Annotated in this window: 21 protein-coding genes; 10 read left to right on the top strand and 11 right to left on the bottom strand. The window is 59.9% G+C overall.

The features are described 5' to 3' along the window. The 3 genes from FPH17_RS04105 to FPH17_RS04095 are packed head-to-tail and all read right to left on the bottom strand — an operon-like array spanning nt 1 to nt 3107. Entirely contained in the window at nt 1-630 is a 630-nt protein-coding gene (locus FPH17_RS04105) for a DUF6542 domain-containing protein (protein WP_203085473.1), read from the bottom strand. 11 nt (nt 631-641) lie between these two features. Next, nucleotides 642-1685 (bottom strand): DNA recombination protein RmuC, encoded by a 1044-nt coding sequence (locus FPH17_RS04100; protein ID WP_154878776.1) that lies wholly within the window; start codon nt 1683-1685, stop codon nt 642-644. Between the two features lie 30 nt (nt 1686-1715). Next, complete coding sequence (locus FPH17_RS04095) at nt 1716-3107, bottom strand: AI-2E family transporter (RefSeq protein WP_414437224.1); 1392 nt, start codon at nt 3105-3107, stop codon at nt 1716-1718. Nucleotides 3108-3194: 87 nt separating this feature from the next. On the opposite strand from FPH17_RS04095, the gene ychF reads away from it, so the two are divergent. Genes ychF through FPH17_RS12065 form a run of 3 tightly spaced genes read left to right on the top strand, consistent with a single transcriptional unit; the run spans nt 3195 to nt 5814 of the window. Beyond that, complete coding sequence (ychF, locus tag FPH17_RS04090; protein ID WP_154878775.1) at nt 3195-4283, top strand: redox-regulated ATPase YchF; 1089 nt, start codon at nt 3195-3197, stop codon at nt 4281-4283. Nucleotides 4284-4303: 20 nt separating this feature from the next. Continuing rightward, nucleotides 4304-5254, top strand: a complete 951-nt coding sequence (locus FPH17_RS12070) for a recombinase family protein (RefSeq protein ID WP_238397068.1) — start codon at nt 4304-4306, stop codon at nt 5252-5254. After that, nucleotides 5221-5814 (top strand): host-nuclease inhibitor Gam family protein, encoded by a 594-nt coding sequence (locus tag FPH17_RS12065; protein WP_238397069.1) that lies wholly within the window; start codon nt 5221-5223, stop codon nt 5812-5814. Before FPH17_RS12070 ends, FPH17_RS12065 begins: the two co-directional genes overlap by 34 nt. Nucleotides 5815-6354: 540 nt before the next feature. Here the strand turns inward: FPH17_RS12065 and FPH17_RS04080 are convergent. Further along, nucleotides 6355-6759: a MerR family transcriptional regulator gene (locus FPH17_RS04080; protein ID WP_048733850.1), complete on the bottom strand. Its 405-nt coding sequence runs from the start codon at nt 6757-6759 to the stop codon at nt 6355-6357. A gap of 169 nt (nt 6760-6928) precedes the next feature. On the opposite strand from FPH17_RS04080, the gene FPH17_RS04075 reads away from it, so the two are divergent. Then, the gene (locus FPH17_RS04075; protein ID WP_034664651.1) at nt 6929-8488 is read left to right on the top strand and encodes a SulP family inorganic anion transporter; all 1560 of its coding nucleotides are present in this window, start codon (nt 6929-6931) and stop codon (nt 8486-8488) included. 169 nt (nt 8489-8657) lie between these two features. On the opposite strand, the gene FPH17_RS04070 is transcribed toward FPH17_RS04075, so the two are convergent. After that, nucleotides 8658-9194, bottom strand: a complete 537-nt coding sequence (locus tag FPH17_RS04070) for a hypothetical protein (protein ID WP_218079069.1) — start codon at nt 9192-9194, stop codon at nt 8658-8660. 35 nt (nt 9195-9229) lie between these two features. Here FPH17_RS04070 and FPH17_RS04065 point away from each other — a divergent pair, with 35 nt between their 5' ends. The 4 genes from FPH17_RS04065 (at nt 9230) to FPH17_RS04055 (ending at nt 11717) form a co-directional block, all read left to right on the top strand. Further along, complete coding sequence (locus FPH17_RS04065; RefSeq protein ID WP_080972893.1) at nt 9230-9703, top strand: recombinase family protein; 474 nt, start codon at nt 9230-9232, stop codon at nt 9701-9703. Between the two features lie 170 nt (nt 9704-9873). Next, on the top strand, nt 9874-10896 hold the full coding sequence (locus tag FPH17_RS04060) for a DUF4192 domain-containing protein (RefSeq protein WP_049181628.1): 1023 nt from the start codon (nt 9874-9876) through the stop codon (nt 10894-10896). Nucleotides 10897-11056: 160 nt separating this feature from the next. Next, nucleotides 11057-11200: a hypothetical protein gene (locus FPH17_RS11875; protein WP_016456431.1), complete on the top strand. Its 144-nt coding sequence runs from the start codon at nt 11057-11059 to the stop codon at nt 11198-11200. 91 nt (nt 11201-11291) lie between these two features. Continuing rightward, entirely contained in the window at nt 11292-11717 is a 426-nt protein-coding gene (locus FPH17_RS04055) for a single-stranded DNA-binding protein (RefSeq protein WP_016456430.1), read from the top strand. 569 nt (nt 11718-12286) lie between these two features. Here FPH17_RS04055 and FPH17_RS04050 read toward each other — a convergent pair. The 3 genes from FPH17_RS04050 to FPH17_RS04040 form a co-directional block, all read right to left on the bottom strand. Then, a complete protein-coding gene (locus tag FPH17_RS04050; RefSeq protein WP_016456429.1) occupies nt 12287-13618 on the bottom strand; it encodes a hypothetical protein in 1332 nt (443 codons plus the stop codon). Between the two features lie 1536 nt (nt 13619-15154). After that, the gene (locus tag FPH17_RS04045; RefSeq protein ID WP_154878774.1) at nt 15155-15454 is read right to left on the bottom strand and encodes a hypothetical protein; all 300 of its coding nucleotides are present in this window, start codon (nt 15452-15454) and stop codon (nt 15155-15157) included. Nucleotides 15455-15625: 171 nt separating this feature from the next. Further along, nucleotides 15626-15934, bottom strand: coding sequence for a helix-turn-helix domain-containing protein (locus FPH17_RS04040; RefSeq protein ID WP_024058948.1), 309 nt, complete (start codon nt 15932-15934; stop codon nt 15626-15628). 1839 nt (nt 15935-17773) lie between these two features. Between FPH17_RS04040 and erm the strand changes: the two genes are divergently transcribed. Beyond that, complete coding sequence (gene erm, locus FPH17_RS04035; RefSeq protein WP_016456425.1) at nt 17774-18628, top strand: 23S ribosomal RNA methyltransferase Erm; 855 nt, start codon at nt 17774-17776, stop codon at nt 18626-18628. Nucleotides 18629-18863: 235 nt separating this feature from the next. Here the strand turns inward: erm and FPH17_RS12140 are convergent, their stop codons facing one another. From FPH17_RS12140 to FPH17_RS04020, 3 genes are all read right to left on the bottom strand, one after another. Continuing rightward, on the bottom strand, nt 18864-19052 hold the full coding sequence (locus FPH17_RS12140; RefSeq protein WP_331252961.1) for a type IIL restriction-modification enzyme MmeI: 189 nt from the start codon (nt 19050-19052) through the stop codon (nt 18864-18866). Nucleotides 19053-19425: 373 nt separating this feature from the next. Continuing rightward, nucleotides 19426-20151 carry a DUF998 domain-containing protein gene (locus tag FPH17_RS04025; RefSeq protein WP_154878773.1) on the bottom strand — a complete coding sequence of 242 codons (726 nt, stop codon included), beginning with the start codon at nt 20149-20151 and terminating at the stop codon, nt 19426-19428. A 152-nt stretch (nt 20152-20303) separates the two neighbouring features. Then, nucleotides 20304-20651: a VOC family protein gene (locus FPH17_RS04020; protein WP_154878772.1), complete on the bottom strand. Its 348-nt coding sequence runs from the start codon at nt 20649-20651 to the stop codon at nt 20304-20306. 206 nt (nt 20652-20857) lie between these two features. Between FPH17_RS04020 and FPH17_RS04015 the strand changes: the two genes are divergently transcribed. Beyond that, the gene (locus tag FPH17_RS04015) at nt 20858-21832 is read left to right on the top strand and encodes an NAD-dependent epimerase/dehydratase family protein (protein ID WP_005291014.1); all 975 of its coding nucleotides are present in this window, start codon (nt 20858-20860) and stop codon (nt 21830-21832) included. The last annotated feature ends 172 nt before the right edge of the window (nt 21833-22004 follow it).

Here is a 22004-nt window from a genome sequence, read left to right as displayed (position 1 = left end):
CTAGCCGTAGAGGTTGTCGTTCAACCCGCCCCGCGTTCGCTGCGGGCGCGGGTTTTTCTCGCGCTCGGTCTTCGCGCGGTTGAGCAGCTCCTGCACGGACACGCTCGAGGTGCGCTCGCGCGCGCGGCGGCTCTGCACGGAGGTGCGCTGGTTGCTCTCTGCGACGCGGTGACGCTCCGCACTCTCGGAGCGAGCGCGCGCACGGTTTTGCCGCTCGACCAATTTGTAGCGGACCACCGCGATGATGATTGCGCCGATGGTGATGGTGATCAGCGCGGGAAACACTTCCGTGAGCGGGTAAAACACCGTGAGTAGTGCGGCGCGCGAGGAGGTGCCTCCGTTGGCGATCTGGCTGCGCGAGAGCACGTACCCCGTAGCCAACACGGCGATGACAAACATGATCGGCGCGGACGCGACGGTGAGGAAGAGCCCCTTCGGCTCGACGACGGTGGTGACCAGGATGACCCCGACGGCAAAGCAGGCCAGCAACGGCCAACCGATTTGGCCGATCATGGTGCACAGCAGTGCTCCGGTCACGAGGGCTGCGAACTGGATGCCAATGGCAGAGCCTGTCGGCAGGCCCTGGAAGGGTGCAGACGGGGCGTTGGTATTCCGGATCACGTGAGACACGGTGACACAGTTTACCCGGCAGCGTGCCGCGGACGCGATGTGGCAGGCGTGAGCGGCGCGGCGTGTGCGCGGCCCGTGGGCACCTCCATATCCTCCAGCCGCCGGGCGGTCACCATGACGCGCGAGTCCATCGACGCAAGCGTGGCGTTGTATGCTTCCACGGCCTTGTCCAGCGAGGCTCCCACCTTGTTGTAGTGCTCGCCCATCACGCGCAGGCGAGTGTGCAGCTCCGCGCCGAGCCGCTGGATCTCCTTCGCCTTCTCATTGACCGAGTCCTGCCGCCAGCCGAGCGCTACCGTGCGCAGCAGCGCGAACAGGGTGGTGGGGGTGGCGATGACCACGTCGCGCGCAAGCGCGTAGTCGAGGAGCTCCGGGTCGATGGTCAAGCCTGCGTCGAGGAACGGGTCCGCGGGCACGAACATGACCACAAACTCCGGAGTGGGTTGGAACACCTGGATATAGGACTTGGATGAGAGCGTGTCCACGTGGCGGCGCAGCAAGTGCGCGTGCCGACGCATGTATGCCTGCTTCTCCTCCGGGTCCTCCGTGTTCAACGCGTCCAGGTACGAGGAGAACGGCACCTTCGCGTCCACCACGACGTTGCGGTCCTGCGAGAGCCGGATCACCATGTCGGGGCGGACGCCTGGAGCGTCGATGCCGCCGCGCAGGTGCGCCTGCACGTCAAAGTCGACGTGCTCCACCATCCCGCCGAGCTCGACGACGCGCTGGAGCTGGATCTCGCCCCACCGCCCGCGCGTTTGCGGGCTGCGCAGGGCGTTAATGAGCTGATCGGTGCGGTCGCCCAACCGGGCAGAGGTCCGTCCGATCGCCTGGACCTGGCTGGCCAGCGCGTTGCGGCCGACGGCCTGGTCTTTGTCCAGCTCGTCCAGCTGATCCTGGAGCTGCGTGAGTGCACGGGCGACGGGCGCCAGGTCCGCCGGCGGGGCGGGCGTGGGGGTGTTGCGCCTGAGCCAGCTCATGCCAGTGAACAGTCCCGCGATGAAGCCGAGGAGGAGGCCCGTGGCCAGGATGAGAAATGCGGTGGCGGTAGACATGCGCCCGAGTTAACCACACGCACCGAACACCTAATCCTTGGTTTCGCCCTCCGAGTCGGAATTTCCGAACATTTTGGCGAACCGGGAGTTCTCGTGGGCGTCGATAAGCTTCTTCCAGCTCGACGAGCTCTGGGGCTCGTCGGCCTCGAGCTCCTCGACGACCGGCGGGGCGGTCCACTGGCGTTCCTTGCGCCACTCCGCGCGCTCGTGGACGGACTCCTTCTCCTCGATCTCGGCGATGGTGCGGCCTTCCTCGGTGACAAAGTCGAGCTCGGCTGCGAACTTCTCGCCGGAGTGAATGCGCAGGATGTCCAGGACGTAGCGGTAGCACACCGCGATCATCGCGGCCGCGGGCACGGCGAGGAAGCCGCCGATGAGGCCGAACAGGCCGCCGCCGACGGTGACGGAGACCAGGACGATGACCGGGTGCAGGTTCATGGCGCGCGACTGCAGCATGGGGGAGAGGATGTTGCCCTCGAGCTGTTGGACCGCGCAGACGATGGCTAGGACGATGAGAGCCTCGGTGAACCCCAGGGAGACGAGGGCAACGAGGACGGCGAGGGCGCCTGCGGTGACGGCGCCGATGATCGGGATGAAGCCGGCGATGAAAGTGATGACGGCCAGCGTGAACGCCATCGGGACGCCAACGATGGAGATGCCGAGGCCGATAAAGACGGAGTCGACGAGCGAGACGATGGCCTGCGCGACGATGAAACCGCTCAGCGTCTTCCAGGCGCGCGTGAGCAGCTCAGTGGCGTGGAGTCCGGTACGACCGCCTGTGGCGGAGCGTACCCACGGCAGGAAGCGGTGTCCGTCCTTGAGAAAGAAGAAGGTCAGCACGAGGAGGACCATGAGCGAGACCATGAGGCTCGCCGCGGTGCCCAGGCCGGAGAAGACGCCGCCGGCAATCGCGCCCGCCTGGTTTTGCATCCACTGGGCGACCTCGTTGATCGCCTGGCTGAGGTCGTCGGGGTCCATGTTGAGCGGCGGACCCTGCAGCCACAGCTGCATGCGCTGGATGCCCTCGAGAGCCTGTAGGTAGAGGACGCGGGAATGCGAGACGATGTCCGGGGCGATGAGCAGGGCAATTGCGCTGAGTAGGCCGAAAAAGCCCAGCAGAGTGATCATCGCGGCGAGGCCCGACGGCAGGCCCGCGTTGCGCATCCACGACGCGATGGGGGCCAAGACCGTACAGATGATCAGCGCCAGCACGATCGGCAGGACGCCGGCCCAGAATGCGCCGATGAGGTTGCCCAGCGCGAACAGGAACACAGCGATGATGAGCAGGCGCAGGGTCAACATCGCGGCGCCCTTGACCCACGAGTTGATAACCACGCCGCGGTCCACGCGATCCTCCCGCTCGACCGCAGCGGTGTCCTGGGGGGCGGTGACGGTTTCGGTGTTTGCCTTGCTGCTACTCACCCGCACTATTGTGCCCCACTCGCATCCAAAGCGCTCGCACCCCCTGCGTGTCGGGGGAGGAGGCGAAGTGGGCTAGGATAGGCCGACGTGAGCCTTACACTTGGAATCGTCGGACTGCCCAACGTTGGTAAGTCAACCCTCTTCAACGCCCTGACGCGCAACGAGGTGCTTGCTGCCAACTACCCGTTTGCCACCATCGAGCCCAACGTGGGCCTGGTAGAGCTGCCGGACCCGCGCCTGGATCGCCTGGCCGAGATCTTTGAATCTGAGCGGATCCTGCCCGCCACCGTGTCTTTCGTGGACATTGCCGGCATTGTGAAAGGTGCCTCCGAAGGCGAGGGGATGGGCAACGCCTTCTTGGCCAACATCCGCGAGGCGGACGCGATTTGCCAGGTGGTCAGGGCGTTTAGCGATGACAACGTGATCCACGTCGACGGCAAGATCGACCCCTCGAGCGACATCGCCGTGATCAACACCGAACTGATCCTCGCTGACCTGCAAACCATTGAGAAGGCCCTGCCTCGCTTGGAGAAGGACGGCCGCAAGGACAAGGACATCGCCGCGCAAGCTGAGGAGGCCAAGAAGGCCCAGGCCGTGCTGGAGGACGACCGCACGCTGTTCGCCGCCTCCAAGACCGGCGATATTGACCTCTCCCTGCTGCACCACCTCCACCTGATGACGGCCAAGCCCTTCCTCTACGTGTTCAACTCCGACGAGGACGTGCTCACCGACGACGCCCGCAAGCAGGAGCTGCGCGACGTCGTTGCCCCCGCCGACGCAGTCTTCCTCGACGCCCAGACAGAGACCGAGCTTTTGGAGCTTGACGACGAAGACGCGTCCGAACTCCTCGCCGCCGTCGGCCAGGACGAGCCGGGCCTGCAGACGCTGGCGAAGGCCGGCTTTGACACCCTGGGCCTGCAGACCTACCTGACCGCCGGCCCGAAGGAGGCGCGCGCCTGGACCATCCACAAGGGTGACACCGCCCCGCAGGCGGCCGGCGTGATCCACTCCGACTTTGAGAAGGGCTTCATCAAGGCCGAGATCGTTGCCTTCGACGACCTGGACGAGCTCGGCTCCATGGCAGAGGCACGTGCCCACGGCAAGGTGCGCCAGGAGGGCAAGGATTACGTCATGGTTGACGGTGACGTGGTGGAGTTTCGTTTCAATGTAACCTGAGGCGCGCTAGTGTTAGCGGCATGACAACACGTGCTGCTATTTACCTCCGTATCTCGCTCGATGCTGCCATGGACGGCCTCGCCATCGACCGGCAGCGCCAGGACTGCGAAGCCCTTGCCGAGCAACGCGGCTGGGACGTCGTGCATACCTACGTCGATCAGTCGATCTCCGCGTCGAAGAAGGACGTGGACCGCCCCGACTACGACGCGATGGTGGCGTCCTTTGAGCGCGGCGAGATCGACGCGATCATTTGCTGGGACCTCGACCGCCTCACACGGCAGCCCTGGCAGCTCGAAGAGTGGATCGACAGGGCAGAGGAGCAGGGGCTGAAACTCGTCACTGCGAACGGTGATGCTGACCTTGCCACCGACGGCGGCAGAATGTACGCGCGCATCAAAGCAGCCGTGGCACGCGGCGAGATCGAGCGAAAGAGCATGCGCCAGTCTCGTGCGCAACAGCAACGCGCCGAGCAGGGCCGCTGGTACTCCGGCGGTGTGCGCCCTATCGGCTACACCTCCACCGGCGAGATCATTCCATCCGAAGCCGCCGCCGTGCTCGGTATGTTCCGCGCTGTCGAGAGGGGCAACTCCATGCGCGACATTGCGCGCGCCTTATCTGGGGTCGATCAACCGGGCTTGCCGGATATCCCGACCACGCCGCGCCATATGTACACCGTGGTCACAGAGCGCAACGCTCGACGCCGCGCTGAAGGCCAGGAAGAAAAGCCGGTTCCCGACGCGCAGCCGTGGGCCTACACGTCGTTGCACTCGATCCTGCGCAACCCCGTGTATGCGGGTTACTCCACTTATAAGAAGGCCAAGCGCAAAGGCGTGAAGAACAAATACCGCCGTGTCACGCATATCGTCCGCGACCCCGATACCGGCGAGCCGGTGAAAGGCAGTGGGAGCCGATCGTCACACCAGATCTGTGGTGGCGCGTGCAGAACGTGCTCGACGATCCCGACCGGCTGACCAACAAGGAGCGCCGGAACACTCGCCGCCATCTCGGCTCGGGTCTGTATGTCTGCGACGAGTGTGGCAACCCCGTGCGCACACATGCCGACCGCTACCGCTGCGCCGCCTGTGGATTAGTGCGCACACATAGCGTCGATGATTTTGTGCTCGCCGTGATCCGCGCCCGCCTTGGCCGTGACGACCTGGCGGACCTGCTGCCGACTGTGGACGACGACGAGGTCAACGCCATCGACGACGAACTCGCTGAGCTTCGCGCAAAGCTCGCCCGCGTCCAGGCTGACTACGATGAGGAGCTTATCGAGGCCCGTGACCTCAAGCGCGCGCGAAACCGTTATGAGCCGCAGATCGAGAAACTCGAAACGCGCCGTGCCCGTCTTGCTGGCGCATCGGCGCTGCTCGACACAACCGGCTACGCCTCGCCCGTGGATGCCTTCGACAACGCAGAGCTTGCCGTGCAGCGCCGAGTCATCAATACCCTGTGCCAGGTGCGCCTGCGCCGTGGCGTGCGCGGCACCAAGACCTTTAACCCTGAATCGGTGCAGATCGTGTGGAACTAGGTTGCAGTGTGTGACACGTCAACAATCGCGCGCATGCGCTGCGGCGCGCAAAGCTCTTACGAAGGAACGCCACGGGAGCCGGCAGTTCGGGGGAGATCTGCCTTCGTGTATCGGGGGCGACACTGCTCAACCGTGGCGTTCGCAGGAAGTATGACACGGCTCTTGTTACCCCAGAGGTCGTAGGTTCGAATCCTGCCCCCGCTACCAACTTCCAAGCCCCTACCAGGAGAAACACTGGTAGGGGCTTTAGTTATTTCTCTTAAGGCGCACGTCCTGGGACTCAAATCGGGACTTTAGCGATGGCATTTTGTCACTTAAGCCGGTTTGGAAGTGATGGGGTTAAGTGACAATTTTCGATTTTGTGACCTTGGATGACTGTGTCGTTTTGAGGAGTCGTCTGCACGGATTTCAGAAGTCCTCTGTACTATCGCCATCCACTCCGGAGAGGCCGCGGGCGTTCGTCCACTTCATCTGGAACGCGATTCGACAGAGCGCATTCAATACGATGGTCTTTTTCTCCCTGCGAAGGATGGGGGCAGTTTAGGGTACCAGGGTGTTGACCAGATCGAGGAATTCCTCAGCGTAGGCAATTTGCTTGCGTAGCTTTTCGTAGCGGGTGCGCGTCTCCTCACGAATGTCGGCAAGGGTGGCCTTGGCATTACTCCGTGCCTGCTGTGCGGTATCACTGTCCTGCCCGCCATCTGAACTATGAAGAATCTCCGCAGCTTCCAGGAATTCCCGCATCTGATCCAGAGTAAACCCCAGCGGTTTCATCCGTCGCACCAGCAAAACACGACGTACATCAGCCTCACTATAAAGCCTGAACCCACCAGGGCTACGCCCCGATGGGGTAATCAGGCCGACGTTGTCATAATAACGCAAGGTGGGAATCGACAACCCCGTCTGGTCAACGACCTCGCCGATCTTGAAATTACTGTTTTGCATTGCCTGTTCTCCTTCACGGTGATGTTGCCCACGGGTTCCTGTGCCTGGGTTGGCGGTTGAGTAAAACTCCCGCTACCATGACCACCATCACCAAACCTAAAGTTACTAGAGGGTTGGATTCCTTTCGGGCGTTCGCCCAGTTACCTATCCCCTCAAAGATTGGACATCTATGACTGAAACTAGCACGGCGGCCCCCCGCCCCCTCCTGAGTCCAGACGGCGCTGATGCCCCTACCGGGATCATCGCATCCTTCCGTTACGCATTTTCTTCCCCCGCCCGTATCCGTATAGAGATTCTGGCCGGACTGGCGGTATCCCTGGCGCTGATCCCTGAGGCCATTGCCTTTTCCATCCTTGCCGGTGTTGACCCAGCCATGGGTCTGTTTTCCTCGGTAGTCATGGCCATTGCGATCGCCTTTACCGGTGGCCGCCCGGCAATGATCACCGGCGCCACCGGGGCTATTGCCCTAGTCATTGCTCCTGTGGCGCGTGGTTACGGGATGGATTATTTCATCGCCACCGTCCTGTTGGGCGGTGTCCTACAAATCGTGCTCGGCGCCCTCGGTGTGGCGAAACTTCAGCGTTTTATCCCCCGATCGGTGATGCTGGGTTTCGTCAATGCACTGGGCATTATGATTTTCACCGCCCAACTCGAACACCTCATTGATGTGCCTTGGATAGTCTACCCACTCGTCGGCTTGGGTGTGGTGATCATGATTTTCTTCCCCAAGCTCACCAGTGTGATCCCCGCCCCGCTGGTCACGATTATCGTGCTCACCGGTTTGGTCATTGCCGCCGGTTTGACTGTCCCGACGGTCTCGGACATGGGCAAGATGCCGGAGACCTTACCGTCCCTGTTTATTCCGAACGTGCCGTGGACGTTGGAGACCCTGCAGATCATCGCGCCTTATGCCCTGGCCATGGCCGTGGTCGGTCTCATGGAATCGTTGATGACCGCCAAGCTCGTCGATGACATCACCGACACTCATTCCGATAAAACTCGTGAATCCTGGGGACAGGGGGTGGCTAATATTGCCTCCGGTTTCTTCGGCGGCATGGGTGGCTGCGCGATGATCGGTCAAACCATGATCAACGTCCGCGAATCCGGGGCACGTACCCGCCTATCCACCCTGTTAGCCGGTGTGTTCCTGCTGGTCCTGGTCCTGGCACTGGGCGACATCGTTGGCATGATCCCGATGGCTGCCCTGGTGGCAATCATGATCATGGTCTCGGTCGGCACCATCGACTGGCACTCGGTGCATCCACGCACCCTTAAACTCATGCCGGTCTCTGAGACCATTGTTATGGCCGTGACGATTATTGCCACCCTAGCCACCAGCAACCTGGCCATTGGTGTGGTGTTGGGTGTGGTCACCGCGATGATCATGTTCGCCCGTCGGATGGCACATATCGCTTCCATTGAAAAGGTCTCCGAGATCGACGGCGACGGCGATGGAGAGATTGATACTCGTACCTACCGGGTGCATGGCCAGTTGTTTTGGGCATCAAGCAATGACCTGGTTTATCGCTTTGATTACACCGATTCTGCCCGTCATATCACTATTGATCTCACTGAGGCGGAGATCTGGGATGCCTCCACGGTCGCGACCTTTGACGCGATTACGCAGAAGTTCCAGGACAGAGGCAAAACCGTGTCCATTATCGGGCTCGACGGTCCCAGTCAGGACCGGCTGAACCGCCTGTCTGGCCGGCTTGGCACCGGCCACTAACATCCCCCGACTCGAGCACATCGACTTGGCGCCCCAACTTATAACCGGGGCGCCAGTTTATTGGTGCTGTTGCAAAGTTGGGGCATAGGAAGAGCATAAAAGAAGCGTAGCGGTTAACCGCTACGCTGTGTTGTGGGGATTTTTACTTTTTACGGTGCACGTGTTCTAGTTAGTGGTTCGTTTCTTTCCTCGGGTGATTGCGACGGTATTCCTCGACTAAGTGAGCAATACCCGGCGCAGCCTGGGACAACATCCAGGTCATAAGCGCTATAAGAACCCCTATGACGATAAGTGTTAACGCCAACCAGCCCAGTGTTGGGCCGATGCCGTTGGCCTCCTGGACGTGACCCCACAAGGCAGACACGCCGTCGGGTATGCCGAGCATACTTAGCAGCCCGTTCCCCAAGGCTCCGACAGCAACGAGTGCGATAGCAACGAAGAGAACACTGGCTGCAATCCACGAGGCAGACATGCAGGCCTTAATAAAGTTCGTGTTCGACTTTTCCATATCGTCGTTATACTGCTTGCGTTCTGCGCGTATCTCCTCCAGCAGCTTTTCGTTGGACTCCTTCTCCTGGAGCAGAGCGCTGCGAGCCTTCTTAGAGGCTTCTGCTGCCTCGTGCAGGCTCTTAGGCTCTTTCGACATTGCCTCAGATACAGCTACTTCTACCAGCGGTTCCAGGCTAGAAGTCAGGCTCGAAGTCATCTGAGCGTTCAGGCTCTGGCTGCGACCCGGACCACATCTACTCAGACACCATCTCCGGCACCAACTGGCAACGGCCTGGTCTTGATGACGCGCTGGCGTACATGCGCCCCGACGACACGCTCGTTGTCACGCGCTTGGACAGGCTCGGCCGCAGCCTCGCGGACACCGTGAACACCATCGCTGACCTCGCCGAGCGTGACATCAACGTCAAGGTGTTGGAGCCAGCGCTGGACACGTCGAAGCCCACCGACAAGGTGGTTATCAACGTCATGGCAAGTCTTGCCGAGTGGGAGCGTGACCTGCTTGTCCAGCGCACCCGTGAGGGCGTGGCGCACGCCCGCGCACAGGGCAGGGTCGCCGGCCCCAAGCCGAAGCTCAGCGCTGAGCAGGCGCAGATGGCCAAGGAGCTTATCGACGGCGGCAAGTCCGTCAGCGCTGTAGCGCGCACCTTTAACGTCTCGCGGCCGACGATCTATCGCGCTCTCAAGCGCATCGAAGCCGACGCTTAAGCACAGGCTGCGTCGCTAGCGCTCGCACCCGGCGAGAAGGCATCAGGCTGCGCTAGCGACGCTCGGCACACATGAGTGCTGCACTGCTGGGATACGCCTGCGACCGGCAGAGCCGGGCCGAATACGGGATTGACCACATACACCCCGTATTCGTGCAAAGGAGCACTGCCATGTCCACCCATTCTCACACGCTTGCATCCCACGGCGAGATCCTCGCGAACCTCCCCGGCATCCTCGGGTTCTACCCGAACAACTCGCTGATCCTCGCGTTCTTCGTCGACGACGAGGGCGTCGACACCGTCCGCCTCGGCCCGGTCGCACGGTTCGACCTGGACGAAGCAGTGGAGAAGCTCACCGAGAGCCGCGAGCGGTTCGCAGCGTGGGTCCACCACCTCGAACTCGACGCTGTTATCGCGTACATGATCAGCGATGACATTGCGCAGCCGGTCTTCGACGAGACGGCCACGTACCTCACCAGCGGGGCCTCGCCGCTACCGCCGCTGCTCGGGGTGGTGCAGGTGCCCGAGATCGTCACTGGGGCTGCTTGGTGGTCTGTGTACCAGCATCCGCTCATCGACGAGCCGCGCCACGGTGTTGTCGGCGAGGTCGCCGCATCAGCGGCGCTGCAGCAGATGCTAGAGCACACCGGCGAGCTGCCGGAGCCGAGCAAAGACGACATCGAGGCACGGTTGAACAGCACTGACCACGGCATCGACGCTGCCGAGCACGCCGACATCATCGAAGACGCGCTGGCGTATATCCCGCCCATGTTCGCAGACGTGCTGCAGCGTGAGTATGAGCAGGCGGCGGCAGGGATCACCCAGCCGAGCGCTCGCGCTGTTCGGTCTGCGCTGAAATGCTTCACCACGCCGCGCTTGCGGGACACGCTGCTTGCCGCACTGCTCGATGACCCGCAGGCGGGCCTTGCGTTCATAGAGAAGGTTATGCGCGCTGTCCCGACCAGCTGGCCAGGCATGCGCTCGCAGCTCACCGCCACTGTTGCCGTGCTCGCTCACGCCACAGGCCAGCCGGGGCTAGCTGGCGTGGCTGCGCAGCGAGCCACCGAGATCGGGCCAGACGAGAACTTCCCGTCGCTGGTGGCGAAGCTGACCGATATCGGCCAGGGCGAGCGGATGGTCGAGCTTGTCCGCGAGGGCGCTGAGAAGACCCGCACGATCTTGTTTGCCGAGTAGCACCACACACCCCGTTGTAGCAATGCAACGGGGTTTCTTTTTCTCGCGGGGCCTTGGCTTGCGACGACAGACACCGCAACGAGGCAGGGGAGTGACCTTTAGACAGCAGAGCTGTCTCCAACAGACGGATTGACCATCAATCCGAACAAGGAGGCACGTGATGCGCGACATCACCCACACCGACCTGGAACTGCTCTACCAGCTCGCCGACGGCATCGACGGCGAGGACGCCGATCCGGGCGCAGCACAAGAACTGCGCGACCTAGAGGCGGCAGGCACACCGCTGCCCTGGGCAGTGTTGTAACGACAGCGCAACCGCCCCGCAGCAGCAAAGCAGCTGCTTAAGTACCCAAATTGCACGGCAAATCACACCCACTCACGTAAGGAGAACCAACATGTCCAACCCCTTCAACAACGGCACCATCGTCGGCAACGCAGCTCGCGCACCCAAGCTGTTCGAGCACGCAAACGGCGGCGCGACGGTGAAGCTCAGCGTCTATGCGCGCAACACCTTCAAGAACAAGTCCACCGGCAAGGTGGAAAGCGAGATCGTGGAGCTGACCGGCTACGTCCAGGACGCCGCGAACCCCGGTGTGTTCGGCTGCATCGGCTCCGGCGATCGCGTTGCGGTGAGCTACTCGCTCAAGACCGACGTCTACACCGACAAGGACGGTGTGAAGCAGTACCCGCTGGTGGCGCGCATCGACACGGTGCAGCTGATCGATTCCAAGAAGGAGTCCGCTGCTCGCGCTGCCCGTCGCGGAGGCGAGGCGGCGACCGCCGCCCTGGCTGGCGCTGAGGGCGAAGAAGTACCGTTCTAACTACGAAACCCCGCAGGGAAACCTGCGGGGTTATTTTTTCAACCATTTCACACGCCAATTTGCTGCGAATCACTTGTGCAGTTTTACGGTGCAGTGGTGCGGTGCTTTTACTGGCGTTTCTGCTGCGCAACTCACTGCACTATGTAGTGTCTGTGACATTTCATTAACACGTAGGTTGCACTGTGTATTGGGCACCCATTTCATCGACACGTTTACTGCGCAATCAAATGCCCTGTCACTTTAATGACATGTGAATTGGGCAGTGAAGTGGTTTGTCATCCTATTGACACCTTTACTACGCAACAGAATGACAACGACATTCTGTCGGCCCTTCTACGGACATCTCTTCTGCGCAGCACATGCCCCGTCGTACACACCGACGTGCTGCGCACTATCTCCGCCACTCAACAGGCCAATTCACTGCGCAACGTAGTGACACCGGCCCCGCCTAGCCGAGATTTCTTCGATTTTCGCTGAATATCAGCCGTTTACCCGCCGCCAATGACCTACGACGCCGACGGCCCCCTGTTAGGCCCGCAGAAGGCCGTACAGGGCAGGGGAGAGCAGTGCTACAACTCCATACCGCCATCACGATCACGCTGCTGTTGCTGCTGGCGGCGCTTCTCGATGCGCTCGCGTGCACGCTGCTGCGCCCCGCCCTTCTTGCCTGAGGTCTGCGACTGCCTGAACAGCGTGTAACGCTCAAGCAACTCTGGGCTGCGATGCAGTTCTTGCACCAGGAACTTCTTATCCAAGTGCTCCAACTGTTGTCCTGACTTCACCGCTTCTTCGATGATGATGGCGGCTTCATCTTCGGCGTCCGTGTGCGCGTTGCGGCGGATCTGATCAGCCTCATCGCGGGCATCCTTGCGCGTTACTGCAGCGTCGCGTGTGGCCTCGTCGCGGATGCTCGTGGCCTCATCTCGTGCTTTGCTGCGGATCGTCTCGGCGTCGCGCTCAGCCTGCTTACGGGCCTCGTCGGTCTTGCGAGTGATCGTCTCTGCTTCGCTGCGAGCTGCGGCTGTAATATCGCCCGCCTTGGCCCGCGCAGTCTCTTCGGCTCGTTCGAGCAGCTCGTCTGCTTGCGCTTCGGCCAGGCCCAACTCCTGCTCAGCATCCTTGCGTGCTTCGCTGCGGATCTCTTCGGCTTCTTGCTCGGCCTTCTCGCGTGCTTCCTTGAGCACACGCTCGGCAACCTCGCGAGCCTGTGCTTCAGCATTCTCCTGTACGCGCTGGGCTGCTTCGCGGGCTTCTTGCGCCTGTTCAAGTTCCTTAGCAGCCTGCTCGCGGTCACGATCAATTGCGTCCATGTCGCGCTGCACGGATCGCTTCTTGACTTCCACATCATCCTCGCGCTTGGCGAGATCGCGCTCCCGGTCTTGTTGCTCGGTGTAGCGGTCGAGGTTGAGTGACTCGTCATGACGTTCGGAGACTTCTAGTTCCACCGGATAGCCGAGCGAGTGCATGTGTTCGCGCAGGCCCCGTTGCGCGTCGATGAACTTCTGGTTACCCGAGATCTGCTTGCCCTTCTTCGGGCCGGATGTGTACCGCACTGAGGTGTCAGTGTTGTACGCGATGCCGGGGCGGCAACGGAGCTTGTCGGGATCTTCGGGCTTCGGTGAGAACGTATCCGCCTGGAACTGGATGTGTGGCGTTGATTCGTCAAAGTTCATATCACCGCCAGCGACTGCGTCGATACCGCCGGGGATGAAGTTTTCTGCAAGCCAGCGCATTGACTCTTCGAGGTACTGCTTTGCTTCCTCGTAGTCGCGGGCGACATAGCGCGGACGTTTCACTTCGCGCCCGTCCACCTCACTGGTGTAGTAGTCGGGGATCTCCTTGCACATCGACTTCGGCAGATACACGACGAACAGCGACGTCTTGAAACTGTTCTTCTGCACGCGCACTCCGTCCATCCGAGGCGTCTACGGCCGCCACAGGGCCGTACAGCCGCTGCCACAAAGATGAACCAATCGAGTCGCGGCGCTACACATGTGCATCAACCGCTGCCGCTGGATCTGCTGCAGCGCGACGCGCTCGCGAAACACACGTCGCTGGCGGTGCTCATTACATGCGCTTGCGCGCATATCTCCGCCGCGAGCGTGATGCGTCTGCACCGATACTGTGCTTATGGCACGGGCAGATATGGAGTGTATTAATCAGGCCCGTGGTTCAACCCCCGCAGCAGCATCAACACCGCCTGGCGGCGGATGGCTCGCTGCGGGATTTTCACCACCCTGCAATAACCGCCTAACGGCGGTGTCACGGTGCAGGGTGTGGCTGTGCGCACCACGTAGGCGATGTCGGTCTTGCCGTGCGGTTAGACACCTTGCGCTCGCAAGCTCGCTGCAGGTGTCTCGATGACGCGGGAAGACGCCGCAAGCGGCGTTTCCACCCGTCATCGGCCCTTACTTTAAGACCGACATACAGTGGCTGACGCCGCATGTGGTGCGCACAGCGTGGCGACCTGCAGGTTTTGCGTAGGCACCATGTGCGCTTCGCGCATCAACGGGCCGTTTCGGGTAAGGGTCGAAGACCGTGTCACAACCCGAAACACGCAGGTCGCAGCCCCCTTCTGTGTCAAAACCCCTATATGTTTGTCGTTATAGGGGTAGAAGGGGGAAAAGGGCATAAGGGGGTGCGACGCCTCCGCTGCGCTCCGGCGCTCGGCATAGCCGAGGCACTGCACCGGGTATTACTACTCGCTGGCGCTCGCATAACCCGGTGCCCGGCGCTGGCGCGCCGCCCCTTATAGCCCCAGACTCAGACCTCGCTCGCTCGGTCTGGCTGGGTCTACCTTTCCCTCCGCTGCGCTCCGGTCAAGGTGCCCAATAGTGCAGCTGGCGCTGCACCGTGTGTGATGACCCATGCTCTGCATCACGACACTGCCGGCAATCCGATATATCCCGTTGATATACATTCGGATATGCCAGCATCGATGTGTCGTGTTTGGGTCATCACGAAACGCTCCATCACGGCAAGCCTGCCGAGATGGATATTGGCGTATCTCACGACGCGTCCATTATGCGGCATGCGCCGCATACCATCTGCCGTCGCGGTTGCATCTTCAGCAGCACAGCTGCTGAAATCTGCTCTGTCCACGCTGCTGTCTTTGCTGCACCCACGGCCCCGTCTTCGGCATATTTCAAGTCCACACAAGACTATGCCGGCCAGAACCGCGCATAACAGCAGCGCGACATACCGCCAGCCATGTGGCGGATGATCCAGGCGACGGGGCAGACGTGTATATGCCCCGTCGCCGATACCGGCGCAAGCATCGTGACAGTGTCACGTGTAGCGGTGCCGCAGCCACCCGCACACACGCGAAAACCCCGCCCTTGCGAGCGGGGTGTGTGGCGACATCAAACGTGACGGCTGTACGTCGTCACGCCGCGTGGCCGTACACACATGAGGTGATTGCGTGTACGGCTAAAGGGTTAGTCGGGTACAACTTCTAGATGCCGCTTCGGCTTACTGCCCTCGTTGCTCTCAGGCGTGTCGCCGTCACCGTTCTCAGGTGTATCGCTGTCCCCTTCGGTGCTGGCGGACTTGTCACCGTCCCCTTCGGTGCTGGCGGACTTGTCACCGTCGAGATTCACCTCGAACTCTTCGGCATACTTGCGCAACTGCGCAAGGCGCTCCTTTGTCGCTTTGTGTGCACGGCGCGCCTCGTTCACGGTATCTTTTGCTTGCTGCTCATCGCGCAGCGCTGCTGCGTAATCGTCTCTGAAAGACATGGTTTGTTCTCCTTGGTTGAATGAACTGTTTATTTGGACTCGGGGCACGACGGTGGAGCGCGCGTGTGTAGTAGCACGGCCATCACCCATCAGCCCTCGCACTCAGTTCAAGACCCAGCCTGACTAGCTGAGCTAAGCGGCGGGATCTCGTCGTAGGCGGGTTTGTCCGCATTAGTGCTTCACACCGCCCAGCACCGTGACGAGCTGCTGGCGCTGCTCATCTGTCAGTTGGGGCGCTGCATTCACGACGGCATCGACGAAGCCGTCGAATAGCTGCGGGGCAGGGCGGCGTGCGGCCGCGAGGTAGGCGTCGAGATCGTCTTGGCGAATCCGATAGGCGGTGCCGAAACGGTGGAATGAAAGACGGCCCTCTTTAATAGCTTTTCGCAACGTGGACTCGGAGCCGACGCCGAGATCGGCGAGTTCCTGCAGCGTGTAAAAGCGTGGCGCGACGGCGGTAGTCGTGTCCTTTTCGGACATAGAAAAACGCTCCTGGGCAGATTGATCTGTCCCGGAGCGGGGTGCTTTACCGGCTTGCTATTCAGGCGGCTTGGAGTGCCGTGCTCAACTCGCTAGAACGGTGGTCTGCCGTCCCATCGCTTTACGGGAGCGCTTACTCCCTACCTGACCGCTTTTGTGGTTGGCAATGCCGTTGCCGACCGGTCTATCTCGTCGGAGGAACCGCGCCTATCACGGTCGAGAGGCTGTCTCTTTATGAATTATCCTCGGGGTTATCCCCCGTATGCGGCTGGCTAAACCAAAAACGAATTAAAACGCCACATACGGTCTGGGGGCCATCGTACGGAACTTATGCGTCGCGCACAATAGCCTGCGACCTAATCTTTACGAATCGAACCGAGCACGTTTCTACACGCCACGTGGCACGGCTGGGGTGTTGTGGTGGGGCAGCTGTTGTGTGGCGGCATGGTGACACGCAAGGGGCGCGCCTTTTTGTGACCTGTGACACGTCTATAGTGTGCTCGTTTCGTAGTTTTGACCTCGTTTCGTAATTTGCCGATCAAAATACGAAAAAATTACGAAACGCTCTACCTGCGGTTTCGTAGAACTACGAAAATCGGAAAACCAAATTACGAAACACGCGATAACGCTGTGACCTGCACAGACACGTCACATTTCGGGGATGTTTCGTAATTTTGCGGCATTTCGACCCAAACCTTTTAAGGGAGAGACACAGACACACATTACGGGCACATGTCTACGACATAGACCGTCCTCATTGAGGGCACGCTGCAGGGGTTGTAGCTATGTGACACGGCCGGGATGCTGCGTCACGGTGACACGCAAGGGGCGCGCCTTTTTATGACCTGTGACACGTCTGTAGCGCGCTCGTTTCGTAGTTTTGACCTCGTTTCGTAATTTGCCGATCAAAATACGAAAAAATTACGAAACGCTCTACCTGCGGTTTCGTGATTTCCGCAAACGAAAAGAACAAAACTACGAAACACGCGATAACGCTGTGACCTGCATAGACACGTCACATTTCGGGGATGTTTCGTAATTTTGCGGTATTTCGACCCAAACCTTTTAAGAGAGAGACACAGACACGCATTGCAGGCACATGTCTACGACGCAGAGCGTCCTCGTTGAGGGCACGCTGCAGGGGTTGCAGCTATGTGACACGGGACACAATCGCAATCAAGGTGTCTCTTCTTATTTAGATTTTCTTCAAAAAGTGGAAAAATTACGAAACGAAAACCATTTACGCTGCTCAACGTATGTTTTTGCGTTTCGTAGTTTTGTTCTTTTCGTTTACGAGATTACGAAATGACCCGCAAATACCTACCGTGACCTGCGGTGATGTGTTTCGTATTTTTCTGCGTAATTTCACGTCGCCCGAAGCAGACACCCTGCCGTGTGCTTGCTGCAGGGCTGCGGCCGTCCCTCCATGTGGAGCGTCAGTGTCGATGCTGTAACTTAAACGTACATACATTTGTGGCGCTCTCGTTACGTGTCTGTGCATTGCCGAGCTCTTTACTGTTGTGTGTGGGCGCGCAGCCGTAGTGTCCGTGCCACTCCGAGTAGGGCGCGTCGTACCCCAAACCCATGTTCAATTAAATTCCAATCCAGAGAGGTCTTGCACTGTTGCGGTGCGGTTGTCTTCTTTCTCACCGTATTGGACCCTGCGAAATTAATTGGATACGATAGGCCCATGTTGATTTCAGGTTCCGTTTTCATGCGGCCGCTCACCAGCCGCTAAGGCGGTTTTCTCCCTCCCGCAGGTTAGAAACCGCTCCGGTCCTTTAGCCGGGCGGCCATTTGCCATGCCCGGCTCCGTTTCAACTCCACGGAGCACACCTGATGTCTACATACGGATACGGCCGTCACGAACATGGCCAAAATTTTCTCACAGACCACAAGATCATCAACTCCATCGTCGATCTTGTAAAACAAACCTCCGGCCCCATCATTGAGATCGGGCCAGGAAGCGGTGCCCTCACTCACCCGATATCCCACTTGGGGAGGGCAATAACGGCAGTTGAGGTAGACGCAAAACTAGCTGCCAAACTCACAAAAAAGACCGCCTCGGCGTCGGTCGAAGTGGTCCATGATGATTTCCTCAACTTCCCGTTACCCGCCACTCCCTGCGTCATTGTGGGAAACATTCCCTTTCACCTCACCACTGCCATTCTTCGAAAGTTGTTGCATGCGCCGGCATGGACTGCCGCTGTACTCCTCATGCAGTGGGAAGTCGCTCGCCGCCGGGCCGGGGTAGGTGCAAGCACGATGATGACAGCTCAGTGGTCCCCATGGTTCACGTTTCACCTTGGTTCCCGAGTACCAAGGTCTGCTTTCCGGCCACAGCCAAACGTTGACGGGGGGATCTTAGTGATCCGCCGGGTGGGTGACCCGAAGATCCCGATAGAGCAACGCAAAGCCTTTCAGGCGATGGTGCACACCGTTTTCACCGCCCGGGGACGCGGGATAGGGGAAATTCTCCGAAGGGCAGGGTTGTTTTCATCACGTTCAGAGACACAATCATGGTTGCGCTCGCGAGGAATCGACCCCGCAACCCTACCTCCCAGATTGCACACCAGCGACTGGATCGATCTCTTCCAGGTGACTGGTTCCTCTTCACCGCGCCATCGGCCCATTTCACAATCGGGAAGTAGTCAACGCCCTCCTCAACGGAAAAATCGAGGCCGGCGGCGGTAATCCCCCCACCACCAAAACCGAAATCCACCAGTAGTAGTGAACGACCCATGTTCGTCTACCGTGAGCCGCGTTATGGCAGTGACGTGTTCTCGTCGAGCACAGTCATAGTTCCCGGCGTTGCCAGCGACAGGGTTCTACACCCAGCAGCGGGACCGATCAAAATCACCCGCACGGGGAACGACCCTGCTGGTGGTTTCGATTTTGATGAAAGCGAGGAGACATAGCCCCTCGCCAACTACCCGTAGCTGGCGAACATTAGCTCCTGGCGCTGGCGCTCGTTGGTGAGTTTGCGTGCCACATCGAAAGCCTTATCGACTTCCCGGTCCAAGTTGTTGTGGGCCTTGAGCAGAATTGGGTCCATCGATAACGGGTTGTAGTGCTCCGCGAGTGACCGCTGGGGGTGCCGCTCGCGTGCCCGCAGCACCAACTGTCCAGCGTCGATGATTCGCTGCTGCGCCTTCTCATCTAGTTCACACAGAGCTGGTCCGCAGTTGTAGCTCCCGATGTACTCCGAAAAACGGAAAAAATAAATAGTGGGGATACATCAACCTTCCACTTTCCATTCTTCCGGCTCAGAGTATTGAGGGGTCTGGGACCGGGTCCGTAAACCCTTTATGTTTTTCGCGCACAGCGGTTTTTAGCGACGCACCCTATAGGTTTTCCGCAGAACCTATATGAGTTTCTGTGCACCCCCATATGTTGTCTGTTTCTAGCGGTATTTCGTTGTACTTTGCGCATCGAATAGTTATTTATCGACGACACTCCGTTGAATTCAAGTTCAACGTTTAGCCGAAAGCTCATGTCCGGTTCTCAGCGGAGGGCCCACGCATCGAGACAGCAGTGCTGTCGCATGGCCGTCGCAGAGAGGTCCGCTCCCGCACCTGAGCGGACAGCTTGTGAGCCCTCATGAGGGCAACGCCGGTCAGCGCGGTCCAGAGCGTCAGCGAGTCGAAGGAGAGCCGCTCGGCACCGCCGAGCCCAATCCAAGGCATCTCGTACCCATCCAGTGCTGCGGCGAACATGATAAAGCTTGCGACGGAGAGGATCACGACCGCGGCCGTGACCTTCCGGAATCTGCCCGGCCCGGCGGCGACGGCGATGAGCGCCATGGCCATCCACTGCGCGGCGGCTTGAAGCAGGGCGAAGCCGTCGTGGGCTGCCGGCGACACGTCCCAGGGGAGAAGGCCGACGCCGATGACCGAGGCTCCGGCGATCGCCATCAGGATGGTTCCGGCCTGGCCGGCGAGCCGAGTCCAGTATCCATGCAGGACAACCGCGCCGAGCAGGACCAGAGCCCCGGAAGCGACCATGCCGATGTTGAAGACCGCGTGTTCCGGCGAGCACACCTGACGTATCTGCTGACCGAGTTCGGAGTACTCCCCGCAGGTGGTCACACCGAGATCGCTGATGGTGTTGCGAGAAAGCGAGTAGCGATTTGGCCAGCCCAGCGCCACGAACAACTGAATCGGGAACACCAGTGCGCTGAGCACCCAGGCCATCGCGCCGACGCGGTACCGCTTCATACGGACCTCCTCTATAATACGATCGTATGGTAGATGCTAGCGGCGGTCGTTGACGTGTTCAACGTGCGCAGGCAGCCGGTGCCGAGCTCGTGGTGGATGCGGCGGTGCGCGTCGCGTGACTGCGATTAGTGGCCTTCGTACGACGACGATGCTCAGTGAGAATGCATGCCGACGTTGATGACGTTGCCTGATCCGTCGCGGTAGAAGAAGCGCGTGACGCCCCACTCTTCGGTCGTGAGAGGGTGCACGATTTCACGACCTGCCTCGACAGCGCGACCGTAGGCGGCTTTGACATCGTTGACGAAGACTGAGACATCGGGATTCTCGCGGGCTGTGGCATCTCTCGTGAGGAGATTCAGCTGACAGCCTCTGGAATCGGCGAGTGTGACGATCCAGCCGTGATCCATGACCACCTCGAGACCGAGGACCGCAGCGTGTTCGTCGACGCTTCTGCGGAGGTCTGCCACCGTGAGGTTGGGGACGATGCGTTCGATGTTCATGCCTTCATGCTTCCCTCTGGAGGAGTGCCGGTCAAGAGGTTATTCGGCTACGGAACGTGGTGGAATTTAAGTTCAATGTGTAGGTTAGCCGAATAAGAAGCTCTGGCAGATGGTGGGGTAATCCTGCTCTGACATCTTATTCCAGCTTGGATGCGCTGGGATTAGGACTGGTCACGTGTGAGAAGGTTTCGTGTACAACTAGGGACATGAACTTTTTGTTGCTCGGTGGTACCGGTTTCCTTGGAGGGCACATTGCGTTTGCAGCAGTCGAGCGAGGACATCAAGTTACTTGCCTCGCGCGGGGTAACGGGAAGGTTCCCAACGGAACCGAATTTGTGAGTTCAGACCGTGACCGTGACGGTGCGTACGATGAGGTTGCGGGGAAAACTTGGGACACCATTGTGGATCTGACGAGTCAGCCGAAGCATGCGCGGGATGCGGCGGCGAAACTCCAGGCCAAGCATCGTATATTTGTGTCTTCGAGCAGCGTATATGAGGATCAGGGAAGTATTTCTTCCGAGTCTGATTCTGTAGTCGCTCCGCTTGAAATTGACTACATGGAGAACATGGGGCAGTACCCAGCCGCAAAGTCTGCTTGCGAAACGACTTATCGAAGCACAAATCGGTCGGTAATGGTAGTTCGACCCGGTCTGATCGCCGGCTACGGCGACGAAACAGGGCGCAGTGGTTACTATCCGTGGCGCTTCGCGCATCCCACGGGTGAGAACGTGATCGTCCCAGACCCGGCGTTTCCCGTCGCTATGATCGATGTGAAAGACCTTGCAGGCTGGATAGTTGAGTCCGCAGAAGTCGGGACTTTCGGAACCTTTAATGCTACGGGGTTTGCTACTTCCTTGTCCGATGTGTTCAAGATTTCGCGGGAGTTAACCGCATCGGAGTCTACGGAGCGACCTTGCTCTGATGAACTGCTTCTCGCTAATGATGTAACCCCGTGGATGGGCCCAAAATCGTTGCCGTTGTGGGTACCAGGTGAACAGTTTCGCAACATCGCGCTACTCGATTGCACCGCAGCCTACGAAGCGGGCCTGCGGATTCGCCCGTTGAAAGAAACATTGGCGGATGCGCTGCGATTCGAAGAGGAACAACACGGTGAAAGACTTGCCGGGCTCAGCGATGAAGAAGAAGTCGTGCTTCGCCAGCGGTTAGAAGATGGTATTTAGTTTCGGCACCAACAGTTCTAGCTGCAGCCAGGACCGTGCTCAGTTGGTTTTCGTTCCGCGACTGACTGTGAGAATGAGTCCGAATCTGGCGTGAGGGCAACTTCGGCGGTGCCAGCTCTTCGTGACGGGGAGCGATCTAGCCTGCGGAGGTTGCCTTTCCGAGCAGAAAACG

It is taken from the genome of Corynebacterium gottingense, assembly GCF_007559235.1.
GTDB lineage: Bacteria > Actinomycetota > Actinomycetes > Mycobacteriales > Mycobacteriaceae > Corynebacterium > Corynebacterium gottingense.
The sequence above is the reverse complement of the archived record's forward strand: the minus strand, read 5'-3'. Positions and strand labels throughout refer to the sequence as shown.

What these genes read in the sequence shown, in the direction of transcription:
- FPH17_RS04100 (WP_154878776.1), bottom strand. Translation starts at nt 1,685, where the DNA reads ATGTCTACCGCCACCGCATTTCTCATCCTGGCCACGGGCCTCCTCCTC.
- FPH17_RS12070 (WP_238397068.1), top strand. Translation starts at nt 4,304, where the DNA reads ATGACAACACGTGCTGCTATTTACCTCCGTATCTCGCTCGATGCTGCC.
- FPH17_RS04080 (WP_048733850.1), bottom strand. Translation starts at nt 6,759, where the DNA reads ATGCAAAACAGTAATTTCAAGATCGGCGAGGTCGTTGACCAGACGGGG.
- FPH17_RS04075 (WP_034664651.1), top strand. Translation starts at nt 6,929, where the DNA reads ATGACTGAAACTAGCACGGCGGCCCCCCGCCCCCTCCTGAGTCCAGAC.
- FPH17_RS04070 (WP_218079069.1), bottom strand. Translation starts at nt 9,194, where the DNA reads ATGACTTCGAGCCTGACTTCTAGCCTGGAACCGCTGGTAGAAGTAGCT.
- FPH17_RS04060 (WP_049181628.1), top strand. Translation starts at nt 9,874, where the DNA reads ATGTCCACCCATTCTCACACGCTTGCATCCCACGGCGAGATCCTCGCG.
- FPH17_RS11875 (WP_016456431.1), top strand. Translation starts at nt 11,057, where the DNA reads ATGCGCGACATCACCCACACCGACCTGGAACTGCTCTACCAGCTCGCC.
- FPH17_RS04055 (WP_016456430.1), top strand. Translation starts at nt 11,292, where the DNA reads ATGTCCAACCCCTTCAACAACGGCACCATCGTCGGCAACGCAGCTCGC.
- FPH17_RS04045 (WP_154878774.1), bottom strand. Translation starts at nt 15,454, where the DNA reads ATGTCTTTCAGAGACGATTACGCAGCAGCGCTGCGCGATGAGCAGCAA.
- FPH17_RS04040 (WP_024058948.1), bottom strand. Translation starts at nt 15,934, where the DNA reads ATGTCCGAAAAGGACACGACTACCGCCGTCGCGCCACGCTTTTACACG.
- erm (WP_016456425.1), top strand. Translation starts at nt 17,774, where the DNA reads ATGTCTACATACGGATACGGCCGTCACGAACATGGCCAAAATTTTCTC.
- FPH17_RS04025 (WP_154878773.1), bottom strand. Translation starts at nt 20,151, where the DNA reads ATGAAGCGGTACCGCGTCGGCGCGATGGCCTGGGTGCTCAGCGCACTG.
- FPH17_RS04020 (WP_154878772.1), bottom strand. Translation starts at nt 20,651, where the DNA reads ATGAACATCGAACGCATCGTCCCCAACCTCACGGTGGCAGACCTCCGC.
- FPH17_RS04015 (WP_005291014.1), top strand. Translation starts at nt 20,858, where the DNA reads ATGAACTTTTTGTTGCTCGGTGGTACCGGTTTCCTTGGAGGGCACATT.